General features: G+C 70.8%; 22 protein-coding genes. 14 read left to right on the forward strand and 8 right to left on the reverse strand.

Going from position 1 to position 21,459, the window contains the following annotated elements:
• Positions 1-20: 20 nt before the first annotated feature.
• Both ACIQF0_RS08725 and ACIQF0_RS08730 read right to left on the reverse strand, forming a co-directional pair.
• Entirely contained in the window at positions 21-1,592 is a 1,572-nt protein-coding gene (locus tag ACIQF0_RS08725; protein WP_401026258.1) for an ABC-F family ATP-binding cassette domain-containing protein, read from the reverse strand.
• Positions 1,585-3,195, reverse strand: coding sequence for an ABC-F family ATP-binding cassette domain-containing protein (locus ACIQF0_RS08730; protein WP_401026261.1), 1,611 nt, complete (start codon positions 3,193-3,195; stop codon positions 1,585-1,587). Before ACIQF0_RS08730 ends, ACIQF0_RS08725 begins: the two co-directional genes overlap by 8 nt.
• A 239-nt stretch (positions 3,196-3,434) precedes the next feature.
• Between ACIQF0_RS08730 and ACIQF0_RS08735 the strand changes: the two genes are divergently transcribed.
• From ACIQF0_RS08735 to ACIQF0_RS08760, 6 genes are all read left to right on the forward strand, one after another.
• Positions 3,435-3,971: a DUF4265 domain-containing protein gene (locus ACIQF0_RS08735; RefSeq protein WP_401026264.1), complete on the forward strand. Its 537-nt coding sequence runs from the start codon at positions 3,435-3,437 to the stop codon at positions 3,969-3,971.
• Positions 3,972-3,984: 13 nt separating this feature from the next.
• Positions 3,985-4,911, forward strand: coding sequence for a patatin family protein (locus tag ACIQF0_RS08740; protein ID WP_401026266.1), 927 nt, complete (start codon positions 3,985-3,987; stop codon positions 4,909-4,911).
• A gap of 67 nt (positions 4,912-4,978) precedes the next feature.
• Entirely contained in the window at positions 4,979-5,554 is a 576-nt protein-coding gene (locus ACIQF0_RS08745) for a TetR/AcrR family transcriptional regulator (RefSeq protein ID WP_401026269.1), read from the forward strand.
• Positions 5,551-6,948, forward strand: a complete 1,398-nt coding sequence (locus tag ACIQF0_RS08750) for an amidase (protein WP_401026272.1) — start codon at positions 5,551-5,553, stop codon at positions 6,946-6,948. Before ACIQF0_RS08745 ends, ACIQF0_RS08750 begins: the two co-directional genes overlap by 4 nt.
• Positions 6,945-7,811: an alpha/beta fold hydrolase gene (locus ACIQF0_RS08755; RefSeq protein WP_401026274.1), complete on the forward strand. Its 867-nt coding sequence runs from the start codon at positions 6,945-6,947 to the stop codon at positions 7,809-7,811. The genes ACIQF0_RS08750 and ACIQF0_RS08755 overlap by 4 nt, the downstream gene beginning before the upstream one ends.
• Before the next feature lie 4 nt (positions 7,812-7,815).
• Positions 7,816-9,288, forward strand: coding sequence for an amidase (locus ACIQF0_RS08760; RefSeq protein ID WP_401026277.1), 1,473 nt, complete (start codon positions 7,816-7,818; stop codon positions 9,286-9,288).
• Here the strand turns inward: ACIQF0_RS08760 and ACIQF0_RS08765 are convergent.
• Positions 9,278-10,231, reverse strand: a complete 954-nt coding sequence (locus ACIQF0_RS08765) for an alpha/beta fold hydrolase (RefSeq protein WP_401026279.1) — start codon at positions 10,229-10,231, stop codon at positions 9,278-9,280. The genes ACIQF0_RS08760 and ACIQF0_RS08765 overlap by 11 nt on opposite strands.
• Before the next feature lie 67 nt (positions 10,232-10,298).
• Between ACIQF0_RS08765 and ACIQF0_RS08770 the strand changes: the two genes are divergently transcribed.
• On the forward strand, positions 10,299-10,886 hold the full coding sequence (locus ACIQF0_RS08770; protein WP_401026281.1) for a helix-turn-helix domain-containing protein: 588 nt from the start codon (positions 10,299-10,301) through the stop codon (positions 10,884-10,886).
• Here the strand turns inward: ACIQF0_RS08770 and ACIQF0_RS08775 are convergent.
• Entirely contained in the window at positions 10,873-12,090 is a 1,218-nt protein-coding gene (locus tag ACIQF0_RS08775) for an MFS transporter (RefSeq protein ID WP_401026284.1), read from the reverse strand. The two genes, ACIQF0_RS08770 and ACIQF0_RS08775, sit on opposite strands and share 14 nt — an antisense overlap.
• A 121-nt stretch (positions 12,091-12,211) precedes the next feature.
• Between ACIQF0_RS08775 and ACIQF0_RS08780 the strand changes: the two genes are divergently transcribed.
• Positions 12,212-12,865 carry a winged helix-turn-helix transcriptional regulator gene (locus tag ACIQF0_RS08780; protein ID WP_401026287.1) on the forward strand — a complete coding sequence of 218 codons (654 nt, stop codon included), beginning with the start codon at positions 12,212-12,214 and terminating at the stop codon, positions 12,863-12,865.
• Here the strand turns inward: ACIQF0_RS08780 and ACIQF0_RS08785 are convergent.
• Positions 12,843-12,989, reverse strand: a complete 147-nt coding sequence (locus tag ACIQF0_RS08785) for a hypothetical protein (protein WP_401026290.1) — start codon at positions 12,987-12,989, stop codon at positions 12,843-12,845. The genes ACIQF0_RS08780 and ACIQF0_RS08785 overlap by 23 nt on opposite strands.
• Positions 12,990-13,554: 565 nt before the next feature.
• Here ACIQF0_RS08785 and ACIQF0_RS08790 point away from each other — a divergent pair.
• Genes ACIQF0_RS08790 through ACIQF0_RS08815 form a run of 6 tightly spaced genes read left to right on the forward strand, consistent with a single transcriptional unit; the run spans position 13,555 to position 17,324 of the window.
• Positions 13,555-14,538 carry a histidine kinase gene (locus ACIQF0_RS08790; RefSeq protein WP_401026293.1) on the forward strand — a complete coding sequence of 328 codons (984 nt, stop codon included), beginning with the start codon at positions 13,555-13,557 and terminating at the stop codon, positions 14,536-14,538.
• Positions 14,535-15,182 carry a response regulator gene (locus tag ACIQF0_RS08795; RefSeq protein WP_401026296.1) on the forward strand — a complete coding sequence of 216 codons (648 nt, stop codon included), beginning with the start codon at positions 14,535-14,537 and terminating at the stop codon, positions 15,180-15,182. The genes ACIQF0_RS08790 and ACIQF0_RS08795 overlap by 4 nt, the downstream gene beginning before the upstream one ends.
• An 8-nt stretch (positions 15,183-15,190) precedes the next feature.
• Positions 15,191-15,664 (forward strand): TrkA C-terminal domain-containing protein, encoded by a 474-nt coding sequence (locus ACIQF0_RS08800; protein ID WP_319979647.1) that lies wholly within the window; start codon positions 15,191-15,193, stop codon positions 15,662-15,664.
• Positions 15,665-15,668: 4 nt separating this feature from the next.
• The gene (locus ACIQF0_RS08805) at positions 15,669-16,844 is read left to right on the forward strand and encodes a cation:proton antiporter (protein WP_401026299.1); all 1,176 of its coding nucleotides are present in this window, start codon (positions 15,669-15,671) and stop codon (positions 16,842-16,844) included.
• Positions 16,841-17,143 (forward strand): hypothetical protein, encoded by a 303-nt coding sequence (locus ACIQF0_RS08810; RefSeq protein WP_401026302.1) that lies wholly within the window; start codon positions 16,841-16,843, stop codon positions 17,141-17,143. The genes ACIQF0_RS08805 and ACIQF0_RS08810 overlap by 4 nt, the downstream gene beginning before the upstream one ends.
• A 16-nt stretch (positions 17,144-17,159) precedes the next feature.
• On the forward strand, positions 17,160-17,324 hold the full coding sequence (locus tag ACIQF0_RS08815) for a hypothetical protein (RefSeq protein WP_401026303.1): 165 nt from the start codon (positions 17,160-17,162) through the stop codon (positions 17,322-17,324).
• Here the strand turns inward: ACIQF0_RS08815 and ACIQF0_RS08820 are convergent.
• Genes ACIQF0_RS08820 through ACIQF0_RS08830 form a run of 3 tightly spaced genes read right to left on the reverse strand, consistent with a single transcriptional unit; the run spans position 17,306 to position 21,354 of the window.
• On the reverse strand, positions 17,306-18,652 hold the full coding sequence (locus ACIQF0_RS08820; RefSeq protein WP_401026306.1) for a carboxyl transferase domain-containing protein: 1,347 nt from the start codon (positions 18,650-18,652) through the stop codon (positions 17,306-17,308). The two genes, ACIQF0_RS08815 and ACIQF0_RS08820, sit on opposite strands and share 19 nt — an antisense overlap.
• Positions 18,636-20,042: an acyl-CoA synthetase gene (locus tag ACIQF0_RS08825; RefSeq protein WP_401026309.1), complete on the reverse strand. Its 1,407-nt coding sequence runs from the start codon at positions 20,040-20,042 to the stop codon at positions 18,636-18,638. Before ACIQF0_RS08825 ends, ACIQF0_RS08820 begins: the two co-directional genes overlap by 17 nt.
• Positions 20,043-20,046: 4 nt before the next feature.
• Positions 20,047-21,354: an SLC13 family permease gene (locus tag ACIQF0_RS08830; RefSeq protein WP_360029786.1), complete on the reverse strand. Its 1,308-nt coding sequence runs from the start codon at positions 21,352-21,354 to the stop codon at positions 20,047-20,049.
• Between the last annotated feature and the right edge of the window lie 105 nt (positions 21,355-21,459).

The raw sequence follows: 21,459 nt of genomic DNA on the forward strand, positions 1-21,459 counted from the left end.
CGGGAGTGGTCCACCGAGTTTCACAGTCCGATTTCGGCTCCCTGCCACCGGTTGCGCAGCCAGCGGTCGTGGCTCGCGAGCACGATCGCGCCCGGACCCGGCCCCAGCGCGTCCTCCAGCTCGTCGCACAACGTCGGCGACAGGTGGTTGGTCGGCTCGTCGAGCAGCAGCAGGTGCGGCGGATTCGCGACGAGCAGCGCGAGCGCGAGGCGGCGTTGCTGGCCCACCGACAACGTGCCGACGGCCTTGCCGAGATCCCACTCGTGCAGCAGCCCCAACGATTCCAGCGGCACCTGCTCTACCCGTTCGGCGCCGAGCGCGCGGCCGTAGGTGCCGCGCGCGGTGAGGCGCGGGTTCGCGAACGCCGTGTCCTGGTCGAGCAGCCCGACACGAACGTCCGGATGTCGCCGCACGCCCTGGACGTCGAGTTTCCCGGCCAGCACGAGCAGGAGCGTCGACTTGCCCGCGCCGTTGCGGCCGGTCACCAGCAGCCGGTCGCCATCGCGCACGTCCAGGAAGTCGAGCGTGAGCCGTCCGGGAACCCGGATCTCCCGCAGCGACACCAGATCCTCCGCCGGTGACGCCACGGCGTCGGGCTCGAACCGCAGCGGGCGCGGGGGAGCGGGCACGGCGTCGCGTTCCAGGTCCTCGAGGCGCCGGGTGGCGTTGCGGACGCGGCGGGAGATCTGGCTCTGCACGCGGTTCGCCCGCACGCCGTAGCCCATCTTGTCGCTGTCGCGCATGGTCCGGTTCGGTGCGACGCGGCCGGCGATCAGGCCGAGCGAGTCGCGCACCGCGGCCAGTTCCTCCTGTTCCTCGGCGTAACGGCGTTCCCAGCGGTCGCGGTCGGCGCGTTTCTGGTGCAGGTACTCGGTGTAGGTGCCGCCGAACCGGACGGGGCCGTCCACCGCGGGGTCGAGGTCGACCAGGTCCGTGCACACCGCGTCGAGGAACGCCCTGTCGTGGCTCGCCAGCACCACGATGCCGGGCAGCGCTCGCAGTTGCTCCTCCAGGAACGCCGCCGCGTCGTCGTCGAGGTGGTTCGTGGGCTCGTCCAGCAGCAGCGCGGTCGGCCGCCGGATCACCAGCGCAGCCAAGTCCAGTCGGCGGCGCTGCCCACCGGACAACGATCCGAGCGTCCTCTCCCGGCCCACGTCACCGAGCCCGAGTCCGGTGAGGACGATGTCGGCCCGCCGGTCCGCGTCCCAGGCTTCGTGCCGCTGTGCCAGTTCCAGCCGTTCCGCGTACTCCGCCTCGACGTCCTCGCTGCCGAGCAGCGCACCCAGTCGTTCCAGTTCGGCCAGGTCCTCCCGTGCCTCGGCCAGCGCGTCGTCCAGCACCTCGGCGACCGCGGCCGAGTCCGGGAACGGCATCTCCTGGTGCAGGAGACCCAGGTCCGGCGGCCGTTGCACGACACCGCCGTCGGGCTGGTCGACGCCCGCGAGCAGCCGCAGCAACGTCGACTTGCCCGCGCCGTTCTCGCCGATCAGCCCGATGCGCCGGCCGGGAGCAGCCGTCAGCGACACCCCGTCGAGCACACGCCTGCCACCGAACCCGCGCACCAACTCGGTGGCGACCAGTGCCTCAGCCATGTGCGGCCTCCACCAGCTTGCCGCCGTCGAGGCGCAGCCGGCGGTCGATCCTCACCTCGTTCAGGAACCGCTCGTCGTGGCTGACGACGACGAACGCGCCGCGGTACGCGTTCAGCGCGCTCTCCAGCTGCCCGGCGCTGACCAGGTCGAGGTTGTTCGTCGGTTCGTCGAGCAACAGCAGCTGCGGCGCCGGCTCGGCGAACAGGACGCACGCCAGAGTCGCCCGCAGCCGTTCGCCGCCGGACAGCACGCCGACCGGCAGATGCGCGCGGGTGCCGCGGAACAGGAAGCGCGCCAACAGGTTCATCCGTTCCGCCGGCGGCATGGCGGGGGCGAACGCGGCCAGGTTCTCCGCCACCGTGCGGGAGTCGTCGAGCAGGTCCAGCCGCTGCGACAGGTACGCGACGCGGCCGTCGGCCCGTTTCACCTCACCGCTGTCCGGCGCGAGCGAACCGTGGACCACCCGCAGCAACGTCGACTTGCCGGCGCCGTTCGGTGCGGCCAAAGCGATCCGCTCCGGCCCCCGGATCGCGAAGTCCAGGCCGGAGAACAGGTCCCGCACCCGCAGGTCCGAGCCGAGGAAGAGCGTGCGTCCGGCCGGCACCGCGGTCTGCGGCAGCTCCAGGCTGATCTTCTGCTCTTCCTTCAACGCCCGTTCGGCCTGGTCCAGCTTGGAGCGAGCGGCACCGAGACGGGCCGCGTGCGTGCCATCTGCCTTGGCCGCCGACACCTCCGCGTTGCGCTTCATGTTGCCCGCGAAGATCCTCGGCAGTCCCGCGTTGCCGAGGTTGCGCTGGGCGTTGGACGCACGGCGCGCGGCACGTTCGCGGGCCTGCTGCATCTCCCGCTTCTCGCGCTTGACCTCCTGCTCGGCGCTGCGGATGTTCTTCTCGGCCACCTCGCGCTCAGCGGTGACCGCCTCCTCGTAGGCGCTGAAGTTGCCGCCGTAGAACCGGACCTCGCCGCCGTCGAGCTCGGCGATCCGGTCCATCCGGTCGAGCAACGCCCGGTCGTGGCTCACCACGAGCAGACACCCTCGCCAGTCGTCGAGCACGTCGTAGAGGCGGTGCCGGGCGTCCAGGTCGAGGTTGTTGGTGGGTTCGTCGAGCAGCAGCACGTCCGGCTGCCTGAGCAACTGCGCCGCGAGCCCGAGCGAGATGACCTGCCCACCGCTCAACGTGCCGAGCACCCGGTCGAGCGCCAGGTCCCCGAGCCCGAGCCGGTCGAGCTGCGCGCGCGTGCGTTCCTCCAGGTCCCAGTCGGTGCCGATGGTGGTGAAGTGCTCCTCGCCGACGTCACCGGACTCGACGGCGGCGATGGCGCGCAGCACGTCCGCGACGCCGAGCACCTCGGCCACGGTCAGCCCGGCGGTGAGCGGCAGGTCCTGCGGGAGGTAGCCGAGCACGCCCTCGACGGACACGCTTCCCTCCGATGGCGTCAAAGTGCCCGCCACGAGCTTGAGCAGCGTCGACTTCCCGGCACCGTTGGGGGCGACGAGACCGGTGCGCCCACCGGGCACCGAGACGGACAGGCCGTCGAACACGGGGGTGTCGTCCGGCCAGGTGAAGGACAGGGACGACACGACGATGAATGCGTCGGACATGGGTGTGAGACCTCAGGAATGTGCCGCGCGCGGAATGGCCGCGCGTGTGGAAAAGGGGACGACTGAACGGCCATCGGGCGTCGATGGCCTGTCACATCCAGGGCTCACCCTGAGATGTCGTCTTCACCCACCAGCACGTCGAGCTCCTCATCGAGGGCGGTTGATCTCACTTCCACGGTAGCAGCGCCTGGCGTTCTGGCAACATCTGTTCGGCTTCTGGGGAAGGGAGTGTGGTTTCGGTGACAGCCGAGCCGATCAGCATCGGGCACAAGAGTCCAGTACGTCACTCCGAGAAGAACGGCACGGCGCTGGTGGATCTGGCGCCGTTCGGCATGCCGGGGTTCTTCGAGCATCTGGTACTGGCACAGAGCGGCCCCAACGCGTTCGAGGTTCGGTGCATCCCGTTTTGCGCGTACGGCTTCTCACTCGGCGACGAGGTCGCGCTCAACAGCGAGATGTTCGTGGAGCGAGTCGTCAGCAGGAAGGGCAACCGCACCCTGCGCGCGATGCTCGTGCCGTCGATGGAGGACGACGCGGCGGCCGAGACGTTCCGGGCCGAGGTCGACCGCAGGGCGTCCGCGCTGGGGCTCCTGTACGAATGGAACGGATGGGGCAACGTGGCCATCGACGTACCCGCGGGCACGTCGGACTCCGAGATCGCGGCGGTGATCGAGTTCATCGGCGGCCACGTCGACCGGGGCCTCGCGTTCTGGGAGTGGTCGGAGACCCTGCCGTTCGAGCCGCCGGTCAGCCCCTGGCCCTGGCCCCTCGTCTGAAGGTGGAGCAGTCGTGACGGTTCTCGAGTTGCTGCGCGAACGCACGCGGCAGCAAAGCCTTCCAGGACAACGGAACGACGACGCGCGCCTGGTGCTGCTGATCGAAGGCGGGAGCTCGCGCGGTGTCTACTCCAGCGGGATGACCGTCGCGATCGAACGGCTGGGGATCCTGCCGGCGTTCGACGCCGTCTACGGCAGCTCGGCGGGGTCGCTGAACGCGGCCTGGTTGCTCTGCGGCCGGGCGGACCAGAGCAAGCACGCCTGGTGGGACCCGGCCGTCATGCGCACGACCATCAACCTGCGGCGGGCGTTCAGCCGCAGGCCGGTCGTGGACACCCATCACCTCGTCCACACCATCTACACGCAGGTCCACCGGATGGGCTTCCAGGAGATCCTCGACAACCCCGTCGAGTTCCACCCGATGGCCACGGACGGCCTCACCGGCGCGGCCGCAGACCTGCACGAGCACGTCCGGGACACGCTGAGCCTGCAGACCGCGCTGCGGGCGTCCGCCGCGATGCCGTTCCTCGCCGGCGACCCGGTGATGATCGACGGCCGCCCGTACGTCGACGCGGGGCTGAGCGAGACGGTGCCGATCCGCAGCGCGCTCGCGCAGGGGGCCACGCACGTCGTCGCTCTGCGCACGCGCCGGGAGGACGAGTTCCTGGGGACGCCGCCCTCCCGTGGTGAACGCTTCGTGTTGTCACGCTGGTTCACCCGGCACGCGCCGGGTGTCGTGCCCTCCTGGTTGCGCCGTGAGGAGATCCGGGCCGAGGACGAGGAACTGCTCGCGTCCCATCCCGCCTGCCTGCAGATCCGGCCGCCGCTCGGTAGCGCGGCCATCGGGCGGACCGAACGGCGTCCGCGCGTCATGCAGGACGCCCTCGACGTCGGTGTGGCGGCGGCGATGGCCGAGTTCGCCGGGTGCGTCGTGGGCTGACCCTTGTGGACGTGCACCGGGCGGCCTACGGTATCGCTACAACTTGTTGCGAATTGGAGGGCTGCCGGTGGCAGGGCGTCCGCGGGATCCCGATCTCGAACAGCGGTTGCTGGCGACGGCGTGGTCGCTGCTGACCTCGAACGGCTACGACGCGCTGACGCTGACGCAGGTCGCGGCGCAGTCCGGGGCGCACAGGACCGACGTCTACCGGCGCTGGCGCAGCAAGGTGCGGTTGGTGGCGGACGTGCTCGACGCCTACCTGCCCCCGGTGCCGGACCCCGACACCGGCACGCTGCACGGTGACCTTAGGGCGTTCGCGGACGACCTGGCCGGGGCCTGGAACGAGCCGTGGAACGACGGCCTGGTCGGCTTCCTGGCCGACCTGCGCGGGGACGCCGAGGCCGAGCGGACGTTCCGCGCGCTGGTCGGGCGCCGGTCGCAGCCGCTGGTCGATGCCATCGCACGGGCGGTGCGGCGCGGTGAGATCGCCGAGGTGCCGGAACTGCCGTTCGTCGGCAACCTGCTCGAAGGCCCGCTGATGCACCGGCGGATGTTCGGCGGAGAGCCGATGACGTCCGAGGAGCTCGACGTGGTGACGTGGTCGGTGCACCGCCTGCTCACGGGAACCTCGGTGAAGCCATGAGCCTGCACGAACTCACCGCCGCGCAGCAGCTGAAAGCACTGCACGCCAAGGAGATCAGCTCGCGCGAACTGACCGCGCACTACCTGGAGCGCATCAAGCGGCACGCCGGACTCGGCGCGTTCGTGACGGTCAACGAGAGTGCGCTCGACGACGCCGCACGCGCGGACGAACGGCTGGCCAGGGGAGAGCAGGCAGCGCTGCTCGGACTGCCCTTGGGCATCAAGGATCTCGCGGCGACGGCCGGCCTCCGCACGACGTTCGGGTCGGCGGCGCTGGCCGAGTTCGTGCCGCAGCAGGACTCCTGGACGGTCGGACTGCTGCGGCAGGCGGGCGCGGTCGTGCTGGGCAAGACGAACACCTCGGAGTTCGGCGCGAGCTGCTACACCGAGAACGACGTCACGCCGAGCCCGGCCGTGACCCCTCATGCGCCAACGCGGTACTCGAGCGGGTCCAGCGGCGGCGCGGCCACGGCGGTCGCGGCGGGACTGCTGCCCGTCGCGCACGCCAGCGACGGCGCCGGTTCGATCCGCACGCCCGCGGCGACCTGCCACCTGGTCGGGTTCAAGCCCAGCCGCGGCCTGGTGAGCCCGGCGCCGGCCGCCTCGTTCCTCCTCGCCAGTACCGAGGGGCCGATGGCGCGCACCGTCGAGGACGCGGCACTGCTGCTGGACGTGATGGCCTCGCCGGCACCCGGCGACCTCTACGGGTGGCGCAACGAGGGCAGCTTCGCCTCGGCCCTGAAGCTCCGGCGCCGCCTCAGAATCGCGATGTGGACGGACACCGGCACGGGCGAGGACGCCGATCCGCAGGCGGAACTCGCGGTGCGGCGCACGGCGAGCGTGCTCGAGGAACTCGGCCACGACGTCCGCGAGATCCCGCTGCCCGCCCGCTGGGACGAACCCGTGGGGCGCGCGATCCTGGTCTGGTTCGCCTACCAGGTGGGCACCGTCGCCCAGATGATGGTGCCGCTGAACCGAACCCATCTGCTGCGGCCGTACTCCCGTCACCTGCTCGCCGTCAACGACACGTTGTCCGCCAACGACGTCGTCATGGCACAGGCGCTGCTCGCCCGTCATGCCAGCACGTTCCTGGCCGCGGTCGACGACTACGACGTCGTGCTGACGCCCACGACGAACGGCCCGCCGGTCCCGATCGGCTACTACGCCGGCGACGAGGCCGACCTGATGCTGAAGTGGTCCTGCCACACGCCGTGGGCCAACCTCGCCGGAGTGCCGGCGATCTCGCTCCCGTCGCATGTGGACGCCGGCGGACTGCCGCACGGCGTCCACCTCGTGGGCCGCAACCGCTGCGACTCCGAACTGCTCGCCCTCGCCGCACAGCTGGAAAGCGCGGCGCTGTGGGACGAACTCCACCCGCCGAGCTGGTACGAGTGAAAGGCCCCGCGATGCTGGAGAAGATCGTGACCCTGCCGGACGGCCGGGCGATCCGCGCCGTCTCGGCGGGGGAGGGCCCAGGGCCGTTGATCGTCTTCGAGGCGGGCATGAGCGCGCCCGGTTCGTCGTGGATCCACACCCAGCGCGAGGTGAGTGCCCGCTACCGCACGCTTTCCTACGACCGCGCGGGCTACGGCGGCAGCGACGCCGACCCGCACGACCGCACGCTCGACCGGATCGTGGACGACCTGACCGCGTTGCTCGACGTGCTCGGCCAGACCGAGCCGGTGGTGCTCGTCGGACACAGCTGGGGCGGCCCGATCATCCGCGTGTTCGCCGACCGGTACCCGCGACGTGTGGCCGGGATGGTGTTCGTGGACGCGACCCTCGCCGAGGTCATGTCCACCCGGAACGCCAAGGTCGCGGCGAGGTTCTTCAGCCTGATGGCGGTCGTGGCGCGCTTGGGCGGCAAGGGCCTGATCAAGCGGCAGGCGTTCCGCAACGGCGTCTCGCCGGAGATCTCCGCGGCGGACGTGGACGTCATGACGCGCGACTACGCGACCGCGCGGGCGATGAAGGCGGGCGGCAGGGAGGCTCAGCAGATCGCGGCCGCCCTGCCACTGATGCGCCGGGTGCAGGCGACGGGCACGCCGGACGTCCCGACGGTCTGCCTGCAGGCGGGACTGGTCGAGCGGGGGATGGCGAAGTGGCGCCCGGTGTTCAACCGGCACGCGGCCGATCTCATGGACGCCGCCCCGCGCGGCAAGATGATCGTCGTCGAGGAGGCGGGGCACCTCATCCCGCAGGAGACCCCCGCGATCGTGCGCGAGACCATCTTCGGCGTGGCCGAACAGCTACCTTGAGCGCGTGGACTTCGACGAGTACCGGAAGTACGACGCGACCGGGCTGGCCCGGCTCGTCGCGGACAAGCAGGTCTCCGCGACCGAACTCCTCGCGGTGGCGCGGGAACGCGCCGCCGCGGTGAACCCGCGGCTCAACGCGATCGTGCGGGACGTCCCCGCCGAACCCTCCGACGACCTCACCGGCCCGTTCGCCGGGGTGCCGTTCCTGATCAAGGACCTCGGCCAGGACTACGCGGGCCTGCCGACCTCGAACGGGTCGCGCTCGCTGACGGCGCACAGGGTCGCCGCGCACTCGACCGTCGTCCAGCGCTGGATCGACGCCGGCCTGGTGATCTTCGGCAAGACCAACCTGCCGGAGTTCGGCGCGAAGGCGATCAGCGAGTCGACCGTCTGGGGCCCCGCGCGCAACCCGTGGGATCTGGAACGGACTCCCGGCGGGTCGTCGGGTGGCTCGGCCGCCGCGGTCGCCGCCGGGATCGTGCCGTGCGCGGGCGCGAACGACGGTGGCGGCTCGACCCGGATCCCGGCGGCGTGCTGCGGGCTCGTCGGGCTGAAGCCGGGACGCGGGCTCACGCCGTTCGGCCCGGAGACCGCCGAGATGATGCACGGCGCGGCGGTGCAGGGTGTCGTTTCGCGCACGGTCCGCGACACGGCCGCGATGCTCGACGTCATCTGCGGTGGTGAGCCCGCCGGGCCGTACTCGCCCGCGCTGCCCGCGGAGTCGTTCGCCTCCTGCATCGGTCAGGCGCCGGGGAAGCTGCGGATCGGCGTCCGGGTGCCGTCGGCGATCAACCCGGACCCGCACCCCGAGGCGGTCGCGGCCGTCGCGTCGGCCGTCCAGGTGCTCACCGAACTCGGTCACCACGTCGAGGAACTGCCGCAGGCGCCGTTCGACGACGCCGCGCTCGCGAAGGACTTCCTGCTGACGTGGTTCGTGAACCTCGCCTGGAAGGTCGCCGACGCGAAACGCCTGACCGGCGCGCCGGACAGCGCGTTCGAACGCGACACGCTGCTCATGGCCGCGCTGGGACGGGCCACGAGCAGCGTCGACTACGTGGACGCGGTGCAGCGGCGGCACGAGCACACCCGCCGCCTGAGCACGTACTTCGAGTCCTACGACCTCCTGCTGACGCCGACTTTGGCCACTCCGCCGCCCAAGATCGGCCAGTTCGACCTGCCGGTTTCGTTGCAGCGGGCCACCGACGTGCTGCTCAAGACCGGCACGGCCCGGTTCCTGAAGCACACTCCGATCGTCGAGGACATGATCAAAGACAACCTCGGCTGGGTGCCCTACACGCAGCTCGCGAACATCACCGGCAGGCCCGCGCTGTCGTTGCCGCTGCACTGGACGGCGGACGGGCTGCCGCTCGGCGTCCAGTTCGTGGCGCCGCTCGCGGGGGAGCCGGTGCTGATCAAGCTCGCGGCACAGCTGGAAGAGGCGCTGCCGTGGGCTGATCGCGTGCCGGTCATGAACTGAGGAACCGCAGCAGTTCCGCGGTGACGAACTCGGGGTTCTCCTCGACCAGCCAGTGGCCGGCGTGCGGAACGTCCAGCGCCCGCACGATGTTCGTCATCCGCGGGGCCGCCGTGCCCGCGATCGCCGTGGCCTGGCCTTCCGCGGCCATCACCAGGGTCGGGGCCTGGGCCGGCCGGGCGGCTTCGGTGTCGCGGACGTCCTGGTCCAGCGCGCGGTACAGCTCGAAGCCGTTCGACAACGTCTTGCCGTAAGTCCGCGCGTACTCGTCGATCTCGTTGTCCGCGAACGGGGATTTCGTCGACGTGCCACCGAAGGCGCTGCCCTGGTAGGCGACCTGGGGGTAGAAGAGCTTCAGGTAGTCGCGGACGTCGTTCTGCACGACCGCCTCGGGGACCTGGCGCTGCGAGTGGAACGCGATGTGCCAGCTCAGGTTCCGGTAGGTGCGCGCGTCGATTGCCGGGCCCGGCAGCGGCAGGTCGAGGTAGCCGAGGCGGGCGGTGTCCTCGGGGAACTGGCTGGCGTACTGGAACGCGACGGCGGCGCCGAGGTCGTGGCCGACGACGGAGGCGTTCTTGAGACCGAGCTCGCTGGTCAGCGCGTGGACGTACCGCGCGAGCGTCGCCTTGTCGTAGCCCTTCGGCCTGCCGGTGCTGTCTCCGAGACCGGGCAGGTCGAGCGCGTAGACGGTGTGGCGTTCGGCGAGCGCGGGCATGATCGGCCACCAGCCGTACCAGGTCTGGGGCCAGCCGTGGATCAGCACGACCGGGGTGCCGCTGCCGCCCGTGACGTAGTGGATCTTGAGGCCGTCGACGTCGGCGAACTCGTGCCGGAACGCCTTCTGGAACGCGGGGTCGTGCCGGGTGACCTGGGCGTGGGGTTGCGTTTCCGGCGGCGTCGAACAGGCCGTGATCAGGAGCAGAAGTGCGAGCAGGAGCCGTTTCATGCGCCCAGCCTGGGCTGAGGTTGCTGGAACTGGCACGAAAACTTGCCGTGATGGCAAGATGGTGGCCGTGAACCGCGAAACCGAAGACGTTCTCGACGGGGTGGGCGCACGGCTGCGGACGCTGCGCCGGCACCGCGGCATCACCCTCGCCGACCTCGCGACGACCACCGGCATCTCGGAGAGCACCCTGTCGCGGCTGGAGAGCGGGCAGCGCCGGGCGACCCTGGAACTGCTGCTACCGCTGTCGCGCGTCTACGACGTGCCGCTGGACGACCTCGTCGGCGCCCCGCGCACCGGTGACCCGCGCATCCACCTCAAGCCGATCAACAAGTACGGCATGACGTTCGTGCCGTTGTCGCGGCGGCCGGGCGGGGTGCAGTCGTTCAAGATGCTCATCCCCGCTGTGCCGAAACCACTCGACCCGACTTTGCAGACGCACGACGGGTTCGAGTGGCTCTACGTCCTGAACGGACGGTTGCGGCTGGTGCTCGACGACCTCGACCTGACGTTGCCGCCCGGTGAGGCCGCCGAGTTCGACACCTCGAAGCCGCACTGGCTGGGAAGCGCGGACGGCGGCGCGGTCGAACTGCTGATCCTGTTCGACCCCCAGGGGGTGCGCACGCACGTCCACGCGGACAAGATCACGTCCGGTTGAGTCGCACCATCGCGACCACGCTGACCAGCGCCACGATCGCGACGACGACCCCGTACCCGACCGCCATGGGCGCCGCGCCGACGACACCGATGAGCAGTCCCGCGATGATCGCCGAGCTGCCCATCGCGAGATAGCCGACGAAGAAGATCGCGGTGAACAGCCCGGCCCGCTCGTGCGGCGCGACCTCGGGCACGAGCCCGCGGGTCGTCCCGGCGAACGAGGCGCCGATCCCGGCTCCACCCACGATCGCGGCCGCCCAGAGCAGGGGCAGCGAGACGGCTCCGATGCTGCCGACGAACAGGACGGCACCGGCCACCATCGCGATCGTGCCGCCGAGCCGCAGCCTGGGAGCCTTCACCCCGCTGCTGAACGCGGAGGCCACAGTGGACGCTCCGAGTGCGACGAAAGCCAGTAGCGAACCGATGATCGGGCTCTTCACGGCGAACACCGCGACCAGCAGCGCGGGCACGAGTCCCATGAACGCCGTCATCGTCATGAACCCGCCGACGATGCCCGGCACCGAGGTCCAGTAGAGCCTGCGCACCTGCACGGGCAGGGAGATGCGGGGGTTGAGCGAGGCGATCGCGCCGGGCTTGCGCGTCGCGGTCTCCGGCGTGAACACCGCGAAGATCGTTCCGGCCGCCATCACCACGGCGAGCACGAACCACACGTCGAAGGCCGCGTTCGAGGAGAACTCGGCCAGCACGCCCGCGAAGAGCGCGCCGATCGCGAGCCCGCCGAGCGGCGCCATGCTGGTCATCTGCGCGCCCAGCTTCTTGAACCGCTCGGGCGCGAGTTCGACGACAGCCGCGCTGAGCGCACTGGAAGCGGCTCCGGTCGCGACACCCTGCACGACCCGTGCGGCGATCACCCAGCCGATGCTCGGTGCGACCAGGAACATCAGCATCGCGACGAGGTCGATGCCCAGCGCGGCGATCATGAGCGGCCGCCGTCCCACGTGGTCCGACAGCGACCCGATCACCAGGATCGCGACGAGCAGCGAGAACGCGTAAACGCCGAACGCGAGGGTCAGCACCCACGGCGCGAACCCCCATTGGTGCTGGTAGACCGGCAGCAACGGGGTCGGCGCACCAGCCGCCACCAGGATCGCGACCATCGCGGCCGAGATGCCCGCGAAGCCCACGCCGCGTGACAGGTAGGGCCGGCGCGTGGCCGTGTCTGTGCGATCGAGCAGTGCGGTCATCGCACTTCCTTCAGGTTCGGGGAGTAGTGCGGACGACAGTAAACGTGTTCGCTTGCTTTTTGCAAGTGAGCTTTGAATCACGCAGTTGGCTACTCTGACGCAAGCTTGCTACGGTGAGTGCGTGAAGCGACGTGATTTCGGCCAGTACTGCGGCCTCGCCCGCGCGCTGGAGCTGGTGGGCGAGCGGTGGGCGCTGCTGATCGTGCGCAACCTGATCGTCCGGCCGCGTCGCTACTCGGAACTGCAGACGGGCCTGGCGGGCATCCCGACGAACGTGCTGGCCACCCGGCTCAAGGAGCTGGAACAGGCGGGCATCGTGGAGCGTCAGGTCGCGCCCGCGCCGCAACGGGGCGTCGTCTACGCGCTCACCGAGGTCGGCCGGTCCCTTGAACCGGCGCTGCTGTCCCTGGCCCGCTGGGGCGCGACCCAGCTCGGCGACCCGCAGCCGGGCGACGTCGTCACGCCGGAAGGCGCGGTGCTGAGCCTGCGCACCGCGTTCCAGCCCGCGAAGGCGGCCGGCCTGACCGCGTCCTGGGAGATCCACGTCCGGGGTGCCGTCGTGCACGCGGTCATCACCGACGGTGAACTGGTGACCGGCCTCGGCCCGGCCCCGGTCGAGCCCGATCTGGTCATGGTCCCCCAGCTCGCCGACGACCAGCTCGCGGCCTACCGGGTGATCATCGCGGTGATGCGGGACGGTCTGGTGGAGCTGCGGGGCGACCGCAAGCTGCTCGACACCTTCTTGCGGGTGTTCACCGTTCCGCTGGCGGCCTGAGCGCGACCGAGCCCGCCAGGATCAGCCCGGCGGCGACGAGCAGCGCGTGCGGTACGAGCAGACCCGCGGCGATCAGCGCGAGCGCGACGAGGTGCAGCGGCCAGGTCTTCTGGCGAGTGGTCATCGGGCGCCTCCCAGCTGGGGGTTGAGGGCGTCGGTCTCCACGATGCGTGAGCGACCTGGGGCCTGGCGATCCGTCACGGCACTCAACCTGGCGGTGGCCTGGGCGGACAGTCGGCGTCGGACGTGGGTGTCGCCACCCGCTCCAGGTGATGGTCGCGGAGTGCTGCCTGCGCTCTGGCGCTGCCTGCGCTCTGGCGCCGCCTGCGCTCTCGCGCTCCGCCCAGCCACGCCCTTCGGCTCCGCCCTTCGGCTCCGCCCTTCGGCTCCGCCCTTCGGCTCCGCCCTTCGGCTCCGCCCTTCGGCTCCGCCCTTCGGCTCCGCCCTGTCCTCGCCTTCCGCGTTTGCCTGCGTAGCCCGCCTCCACTCTCGCCACCCGGCCACCCCACGCTCCGGCGCACGCCCGCTCCCACGCCTGCCGGACGCGGCCCGCGTCACTTCGCCCGGCGTGACCATCCCCACCTCCGTCCCGCCCCCACCTCGCCGACCGGCGCACCTGCTGCCGCGCCGCGAACATGGGTGTTGCCACGGATGGACACGTGGCGCCCTCGCCAGTCAGCCTCGCAGGCGTGGCGGGAAGTGATCACGGAGAGGCGGCGCGCGTGTCGTTGTTCGGGCGGATCTTCCTGCTCAACGCCCTGGTCCTGGTGATGGCGGCCGCCCTGCTGGTGTTCGGGCCCGCCACGGTGTCGACGCCGGCGCCGTTGCGCGAGGTGGTGGTGCTGGCGGCGGGGCTGGTCGTGATGCTGATCGCGAACGCCGTGCTGATCCGGGTGGGACTGGCGCCGCTGGGGCGGCTCACCCGCGCGATGACCACGATCGACCTGCTCAAGCCCGGGCCGAGGCTGCAGGCGACGGGGCACGGCGAGATCGCCGAGCTGATCACCACCTTCAACAGCATGATCGACCGGCTGGAGGCCGAGCGCGGGTACAGCTCGGCGATCGCCCTGTCCGCGCAGGAGTCCGAACGCCGCCGGGTGGCGCAGGAGCTGCACGACGAGGTCGGGCAGTCGTTGACGGCGGTGCTGCTCAACCTCAAGCGGGTCGCGGACCAGTCGCCGCGGGAGACCCGCGAGGAGTTGCTGCAGGTGCAGGAGACGACCCGCAGCACGCTCGACGAGATCCGCCGCATCGCCCGCCGGCTGCGGCCGGGTGTGCTGGAGGAGCTCGGGCTGGTCAGCGCGCTCAAAGCCCTCACCCGGGAGGTCGGCGAACCGGCGGGACTCACGATCCGGCGGTCGTTCGACAAGAACCTGCCCGTGCTGGACGCCGAGACCGAGCTGGTCGTCTACCGCGTCGCGCAGGAGGGCCTCACCAACACCGTCCGTCACGCGAACGCCCGGGAGATCGAGCTGAGCCTCACCGCCCGTCCGTCCGAAGTGGAGCTGCGCCTGCGCGACGACGGCCGGGGGATCGGCAGCAGTCAGGAAGGAGCCGGAATCCGGGGCATGCGGGAACGCGCGCTGCTGGTCGGCGCCGAACTCACGGTCGGACCGGCGAAGCAGGGCACCGAGGTCAGGCTGGTCGTCAAGGCGAAGGGGGAGAGCGAATGACCGTGCGCATCCTGCTCGCGGACGACCACGCGCTCGTCCGCCGCGGCGTCCGGCTGATCCTGGACAACGAACCGGACCTCGAGGTGGTCGGCGAGGCCGGTGACGGTGCCGAGGCGATCAGCATGGCGCGCAAGGACCAGCCGGACCTGGCGATCCTCGACATCGCGATGCCGCGGCTGACCGGGCTGCAGGCCGCGCGTGAGCTGTCGAGAATCCTCCCGGACCTGCGGATCCTGATCCTCACGATGTACGACAACGAGCAGTACTTCTTCGAGGCGCTCAAGGCGGGCGCGTCCGGGTACGTGCTCAAGTCCGTCGCCGACCGCGACCTGGTCGAGGCGTGCCGTTCCGCGATGCGCGGCGAGCCGTTCCTCTACCCCGGCGCGGTGAACTCGCTGATCCGCAACTACCTGGACCGCGCCAAGGAGGGCGGCGGCTTCCCGGCCAAGGCGATCACCGACCGCGAGGAGGAGATCCTCAAACTGGTCGCGGAGGGCCACTCCTCCAAGGAGATCGCGGACATGCTCGTGATCAGCGTCAAGACCGTCGAGCGGCACCGGGCCAACCTGCTGCAGAAACTTGGGCTCAGGGACCGCCTCGAACTCACCCGGTACGCGATCCGCGCCGGGCTCATCGAACCCTAGGAACTCGAGTGAACGTCGAAGTGACGCCCCTGCCCGGCATAGGGGTCAGGCAGGACTTCTCCATCCGCTCCGGCCGCCGGATCGGCGTGATCTCCTACCGCGACGGCAAGTTCGAGCTCATCATGTCCAAACAGGACGACCCGGACACGACCGCTGCCTCGATCCCGCTCACACCGGAGGAGGCGGGCACGCTCGCCGGTCTGCTCGGGGCGCCGCAGCTCGTCTCGAAGCTGGCCAGGCAGCACGCCGACATCACCGGGATCACCACCCGCCAGTTGCCGGTCACCGCGTTCTCGTCCCGCACGCTCGGCGACACCGCGCTGCGCACCCGCACCGGCGCGTCGATCGTGGCCGTCGTGCGGGCGGGCAACGCGCATCCGTCGCCGGGCCCCGACTTCCTGTTCGAGAACGGCGATCTCGCGGTCGTCGTCGGCACCGCGGACGGTCTCGACACCGCCGCGGACATCCTGACGGGCGGCTGAACCAGTGCACGACACCACGATCGCCCTGATCCAACTGGGTGCGGTCTTCTTCGGACTGGGCCTGCTCGGCCGCCTCGCCTGGAGATTCGGCATCTCGCCGATCCCGCTCTACCTCGTCGGCGGTCTCGCGTTCGGCTCCGGCGGGCTGATCCCGTTGCACGGCATCGAGGAGTTCACGCATCTCGCCAGCGAGATCGGCGTGGTGCTGCTGCTGTTGCTGCTGGGCCTGGAGTACTCCGCGTCCGAACTGACCACCGGCCTGAAGAAGTCGTGGATGGCGGGCCTGCTCGACATCGTGCTCAACGCCGCACCCGGCGCGATCGTCGCGCTGATGCTCGGCTGGGGCCCGGTCGGGGCGCTGGCGATGGCGGGCGTCACCTACATCTCGTCGTCCGGCATCATCGCCAAAGTCCTCGGTGACCTCGGGCGGCTCGGCAACCGCGAAACCCCGGTGATCCTGTCGGTGCTGGTGTTCGAGGACCTGGCGATGGCCGTCTACCTGCCGGTGCTCACCGCCGTGCTCGCGGGCGTCAGCTTCCTCGGCGGACTCACGTCGGTCGGCATCTCGCTGCTCGCGATCACCGTGGTCCTGGTGGTGGCGTTGAAGTACGGCCGCGTCATCTCGGCCATCGTGGACAGTCCGGACCACGAGGTGTTCCTGCTCAAACTCCTCGGCTCCGCGCTGCTCGTCGCCGGAATCGCCTCGGAACTGCAGGTGTCCGCCGCGGTCGGTGCGTTCCTGCTGGGCATCGCGATCTCCGGCTCCACCGCCGAGAACGCCACACGCCTGCTGGAGCCGTTGAGGGACCTGTTCGCCGCGATGTTCTTCGTGGTGTTCGGCCTCAACACCGACCCGCGCACGATCCCGCCGGTGCTCGGCATGGCGGTGCTGCTGGCCGTGATCACCACCCTGACGAAGGTCGCGACGGGCTGGTGGGCGGCCCGCCGGCAGGGCATCGGACCGATGGGCCGCGCCCGCACCGGTGCCGCTCTGGTGGCGCGCGGCGAGTTCTCGATCGTCATCGCCGGACTGGCCGTCGCCTCCGGCCACGTGAGCGACCAGTTAGCTGCTCTCGCCACGGCGTACGTGCTGCTGATGGCGATCATCGGGCCGATCGCGGCGCGGTACGTGGAACCGGTCGGCGAGTTCTTCCTCCGCAGGCGGGCAGCGGCTCAGTGAGGTGGCCGGCCCTCCTGCTGGCCCTGCTGCTGGCGTTCGTCGGCACGAGCACGCGCGAGGTCTCCTCCGACCAGCCGGGATCGGGGCTGAACGCTCCGGTCTCGGCCGTCCAGGTGCAGACGACGGCGTCCCCCGACGCCTGCTGGGCCCTGCTCGGGGCAGCGATCGAACCGTGCCCGCCGCAAGTGCGGGTACGGGTGGGTGTCGCTCGCGGTGTGAGCGCCGAGGCGACGACCTCGGGTCAGTGGTCGAGCCGGGCACCGCCTTCCACGGCGGCTCTCGACTCTCCGTACCCCTGACTTCTGAGGATCTCGCATGTCTTATGTCGTGTTGGTGTTGCTGGTCGCGTCCGTGCTCGTCGGTGTCGGTGCGCTGGGCGCGATGGTGCAGAAGAAGGAGCCGTTCTACGGCGTGGTCGGACTCGTGACGATCTGCGTCCCGAGTTCGCTTCTGGCGTTCCTCTACCTGGCCGTGGCCTGATCAGTGGTCTGGTCGAGCTGGGCGATCCCCTGCGCCACGCCCAGCTCGACCAGGTCCTGCGGCCGCAACCGCAGCTGGTCCGCCGTCTGCCGCGCCTGGCCTGGGTCCCGCTTCAGGATCGCGGTCGCCAGCTCGGGTGAGATCACCGCGAAGTAGCTGTCCGGCGTCACCCACATCCGGTCCGGCGCGGCGAACGCCAGCGCGCCACCGGACCCGCCCTCGCCGATCACCAGCGTCGTCACCGGCACCCGTGCCGCCGCGATCGCGGTGAACATGTCGGCGATCGCGGCCCCCACCCCGGCCTTCTCGGCACCGGCGTCGTTGGCCGCACCGGGGGTGTCCACGAGCGTCAGCACCGGGATGCCGAGCCGGTCCGCCAGCCGCACCAGCCGCGCCGCCGTGCGAAACCCGGCAGGCCGTGTCGCCGTGCCGCACTGCGCCGCGTACGCGATGGTCTGTCCGTCACGATGCCCGAACCCGCACAGCACGCCGGGATCCACGCCACCGCCGCGGTCACCGTTGATCGGCTCGTGCCAGTCGAAGTAGTCCGCGAGGTAGGTCTTGGCACGTGGACGGCCCAGCGTGCGAGCGCGCACCACCGCGTCCCAGCCGGTCTTCGGCAACGTCGCCTGGCCCAGCGCGGGCGGCACCGGCGCGGGGCCGCTGGCGGACGTCGTGAGCAGCCGCAGCCAGCGCTCCAGGCGGCCGGGCAGTTCCTCGGCCGGCATGAGCTGGTCCACCAGCCCGGCCGCGAACTGCTGCGTCACCGAGTAGCCCGGCGGCCGCACCCGCGATCCGGCGAACCCGACCTGCGCGCCCCGCAGCCCCAGCACGACGTCCGCGCCCGCCCCGAGCGTGGCCCAGCCGCCGCCGGTCGTGGGATCGCGCAGGACGGCGACGTGCGGCAGCCCGGCTTCGCGGGTCAGCGTGATCTGGCGGGCGATCCGGGACAGCTGCAGCAACGCGAGCGTGCCCTCCTGCATGCGGCTGCCGCCGGTCGCGACCAGCGACACGACCGGCAGGCGGCGCTCACGGGCGTGCGTGAAGGCCTGCGCGATGCGGGCGCCGGTGCGGGTGCCCAGCGAACCGCCGAGGAACCCGAACTCGAACGCCACCACCACGGCCGTGACGCCACCGATCTCGGCGACCCCGCAGACGACGGACTCGCGCTCACCGGTGGAGGCGGCCGCTCGCGAGAGCTGGTCGCCGTAGCCAGGCCACCGGAGCGGCCCGTCCACTTCGGACAGACCAGGGCCGTCCGGCAGTTCGGCGAACGACGACGCCACCCGGCCGATCACGTCCCGGGCTCGCTCACGTCCGCAGAGCACGCTTCATCACCTTGCCCATGTCGTTGCGCGGCAACGACTCCACGAACCGCACCACCCGAGGCCGCTTGTGCGGCGTGAGCAGGCGCGCCACGTGGTCGGCGAGATCGCCGGGGGAGGGCTCGGCCCCGGCGGGCACGACCCAGGCGACGATCCGCTCGCCCAGGTCGTCGTCGGGCTCGCCGGTCACCGCGACCTCCTTCACGCCGGGGTGTTCCAGCAGGGCGTTCTCGATCTCGCCCGCGCCGATCTTGTAGCCGCCGCTCTTGATGATGTCCGTGGCCTTGCGCCCGACGATGCGGAAGTAGCCGTCCTCATCGCGCGTGCCCACGTCGCCGGTGCGGAACCAGCCGTCCGCGAACGCCTCGGCGGTCGCGTCGGGGCGGTTCAGGTACTCGGTGAACAGGTTCGGGCCGCGCACCTGGATCTCGCCGATCGCGCCCACGTCGTCCAGCGTCAGTCCGGCGTCGTCGACCAGCCGCACCTCGACGCCCGGCAACGGCACCCCGACGGCACCCGGCCTGCGGTCGCCGTCCGCGCGGACGCTGGTGTTCATCAGCGTCTCGGTCATGCCGTACCGCTCGACGACCCGTTGCCCGGTCGCGGTGGCGATCCGTTCGTGGTCACGCACCGGCAACGCCGCCGAACCCGATACCAGCAGCCGCGCGCCGCTCAACGCGTTGGCGAGCAACAGATCACCGCCGACCTCCTCCGCGATGCGGTGGTACATCGTCGGAACGCCGAACATCATCGTGCCGTCGCCGTCCAACGCCGCCACCACGCCGTCGGTGGAGAACTTGCCCAGGTGGTGCAACGTGCCACCGCGCCGCAACGGGCCGAGGACGCCGAGGATCAGCCCGTGCACGTGGAACAAAGGCAGCGCGTGCACCAGCACGTCGGAAGAGGTCCACTCCCAGGCCGCCGCCACCGCGTCCAAAGTGGACACGATGGCCCGGCGCGGCAGCACGACGCCCTTGGGAGAGCCCGTGGTGCCCGAGGTGTAGACGATCAACGCCGGAGCCTCGTCGCCAGGCTCGGCGAACGGCTCGAACGAGCCGCCGTCGAGCGTGACGTCGCGGCGCGGCACCGAGTCCAGCCCGGCGGGAAGTCGCGTGCCGGGAGCTGCCAGGACCTCGGCGGGCGCGCTGTCCGCCACGATGTGCGCGAGTTCGCGTTCGCCGACCTTCGGGTTGAGCGGCACGGCGGGCACCCCGGCGAGCAGGGCCGCGACCACCGCGACGCAGGTCTCGATGGTCGGGGTCGCCCAGATCGCCACCCGAGGCAGGCCGGCCAGCCGCTGTGCCAGCGGTCCGGCGCAGGCGGCCAGTTCGGTGTGGGTGAGGGTGCGGTCGCCGAAGCGGAGGGCGACGCGGTCTGACTTCAGGGCGAACATCGACTCACCAGATTCCCGGGACGACGAGGGCGAGCCAGACCAGCGGCGGCGCTGCCGCGACCATGATCCCGCCGTAGACCATCAGCTGCTTGAAGAACTTGTCGCGGTCGACGTCCTGCGCGCCGGCGAGCACCAGGGCACCGTTGGTGGAGAACGGACTCACGTCGACCACGGTCGCCGACACCGCCAGCGCCGCGATCAGGCCGATCGCGCTGACCTCGCCCTGCAACAGGAACGGCACGGCCAGCGGGATCAGCGCGCCCATGATGCCGACCGACGACGCGAACGCGGACACGATCGCGCCGATGTAGCAGATCAGCAGGGCCGCGAGCAGAGGAGCGCCGACACCCGCGACGGAGTCGCCCGCCCACTTGATCGTGCCCATGGTCTGCAGCACGGCGACGTAGGTGAGGATGCCGCAGATCAGCAGCACGGTCGGCCACGTGATCTGGGTGATCGCCTCCTTGGACGTCTCCGGCCACACCACGCTGAGCAGCACGGCGACCGTGATCGCGGCGAGGCCGACGTCGAGGTCGAACACCAGCGCCGCCACGACGAGCGCGGCCAGTCCGAGCAGGGTGGCGATGCGGGGCGCGGTCAGGGTGACGCGCTCGTCCGCCTCGTCCTCGTTGCCGTCACCGACTCCGCCACCGAGGCTGTCGTCGCCACCACCGGTGCGGGCCAGCGCCGGCGCGTCCAGCGGCTGCCGTGCCAGTTTCATCCCGCCCAGCACCACGAACACCACGACGGCGATCAGCAGGTTCACCACCAGGCTGGCCAGGAACAGCACGATCTCGTTGCCCGGCAGGCCCTCCTTGGCCACGATGCCGTTGACGATCGTGCCGTAGATGCTGATGGGCGAGAAGCCGCCGGCCTGTGCGCCGTGCACGACCATCACGCCCATCAGCAGCGGGCTGATCTTGTACTTGGCCGCGAACCCCATCGCGATCGGCGCCACGATGGCGACCGCGGCCGGGCTCACCGCGCCGATCGCCGTCAGCACGCCGGTGATCGCGAACATCACCCACGGCATCAACGCGATCCGCCCGCCGACCAGGCGGATCGCCATGTGCACCAACCAGTCCGTGGTGCCGTTGGCACGGGCGATGGCGAACAGGAACGTCACCCCGACCAGCACGACGAACAACGAGCCGGGGAAGCCTTTGAAGATGTCGTCGGTCTTCATGTCCGCCACCAGCGTGCCGACCCCGAAGGCCGCGGCGAAGGCGAGCGCACCCATGTTGATCGACCTGGTCGTGGCGATGACGAACACCACGACCAGCACGAGTATCGAGATCAGTTCGGCGGACATGCAGGGCTCCCGTCGTTGGGGCTGTCCGGGTGGATGGCCTGGCTCAGTGGCCAAGTGGTTCAGCCACTTTCCGCCCACTGTCCAGCAGCTGTCAAGAGGTGGCCT

The organism is Lentzea sp. NPDC092896 (assembly GCF_044754905.1).
Taxonomy (GTDB): Bacteria; Actinomycetota; Actinomycetes; order Mycobacteriales; family Pseudonocardiaceae; genus Lentzea.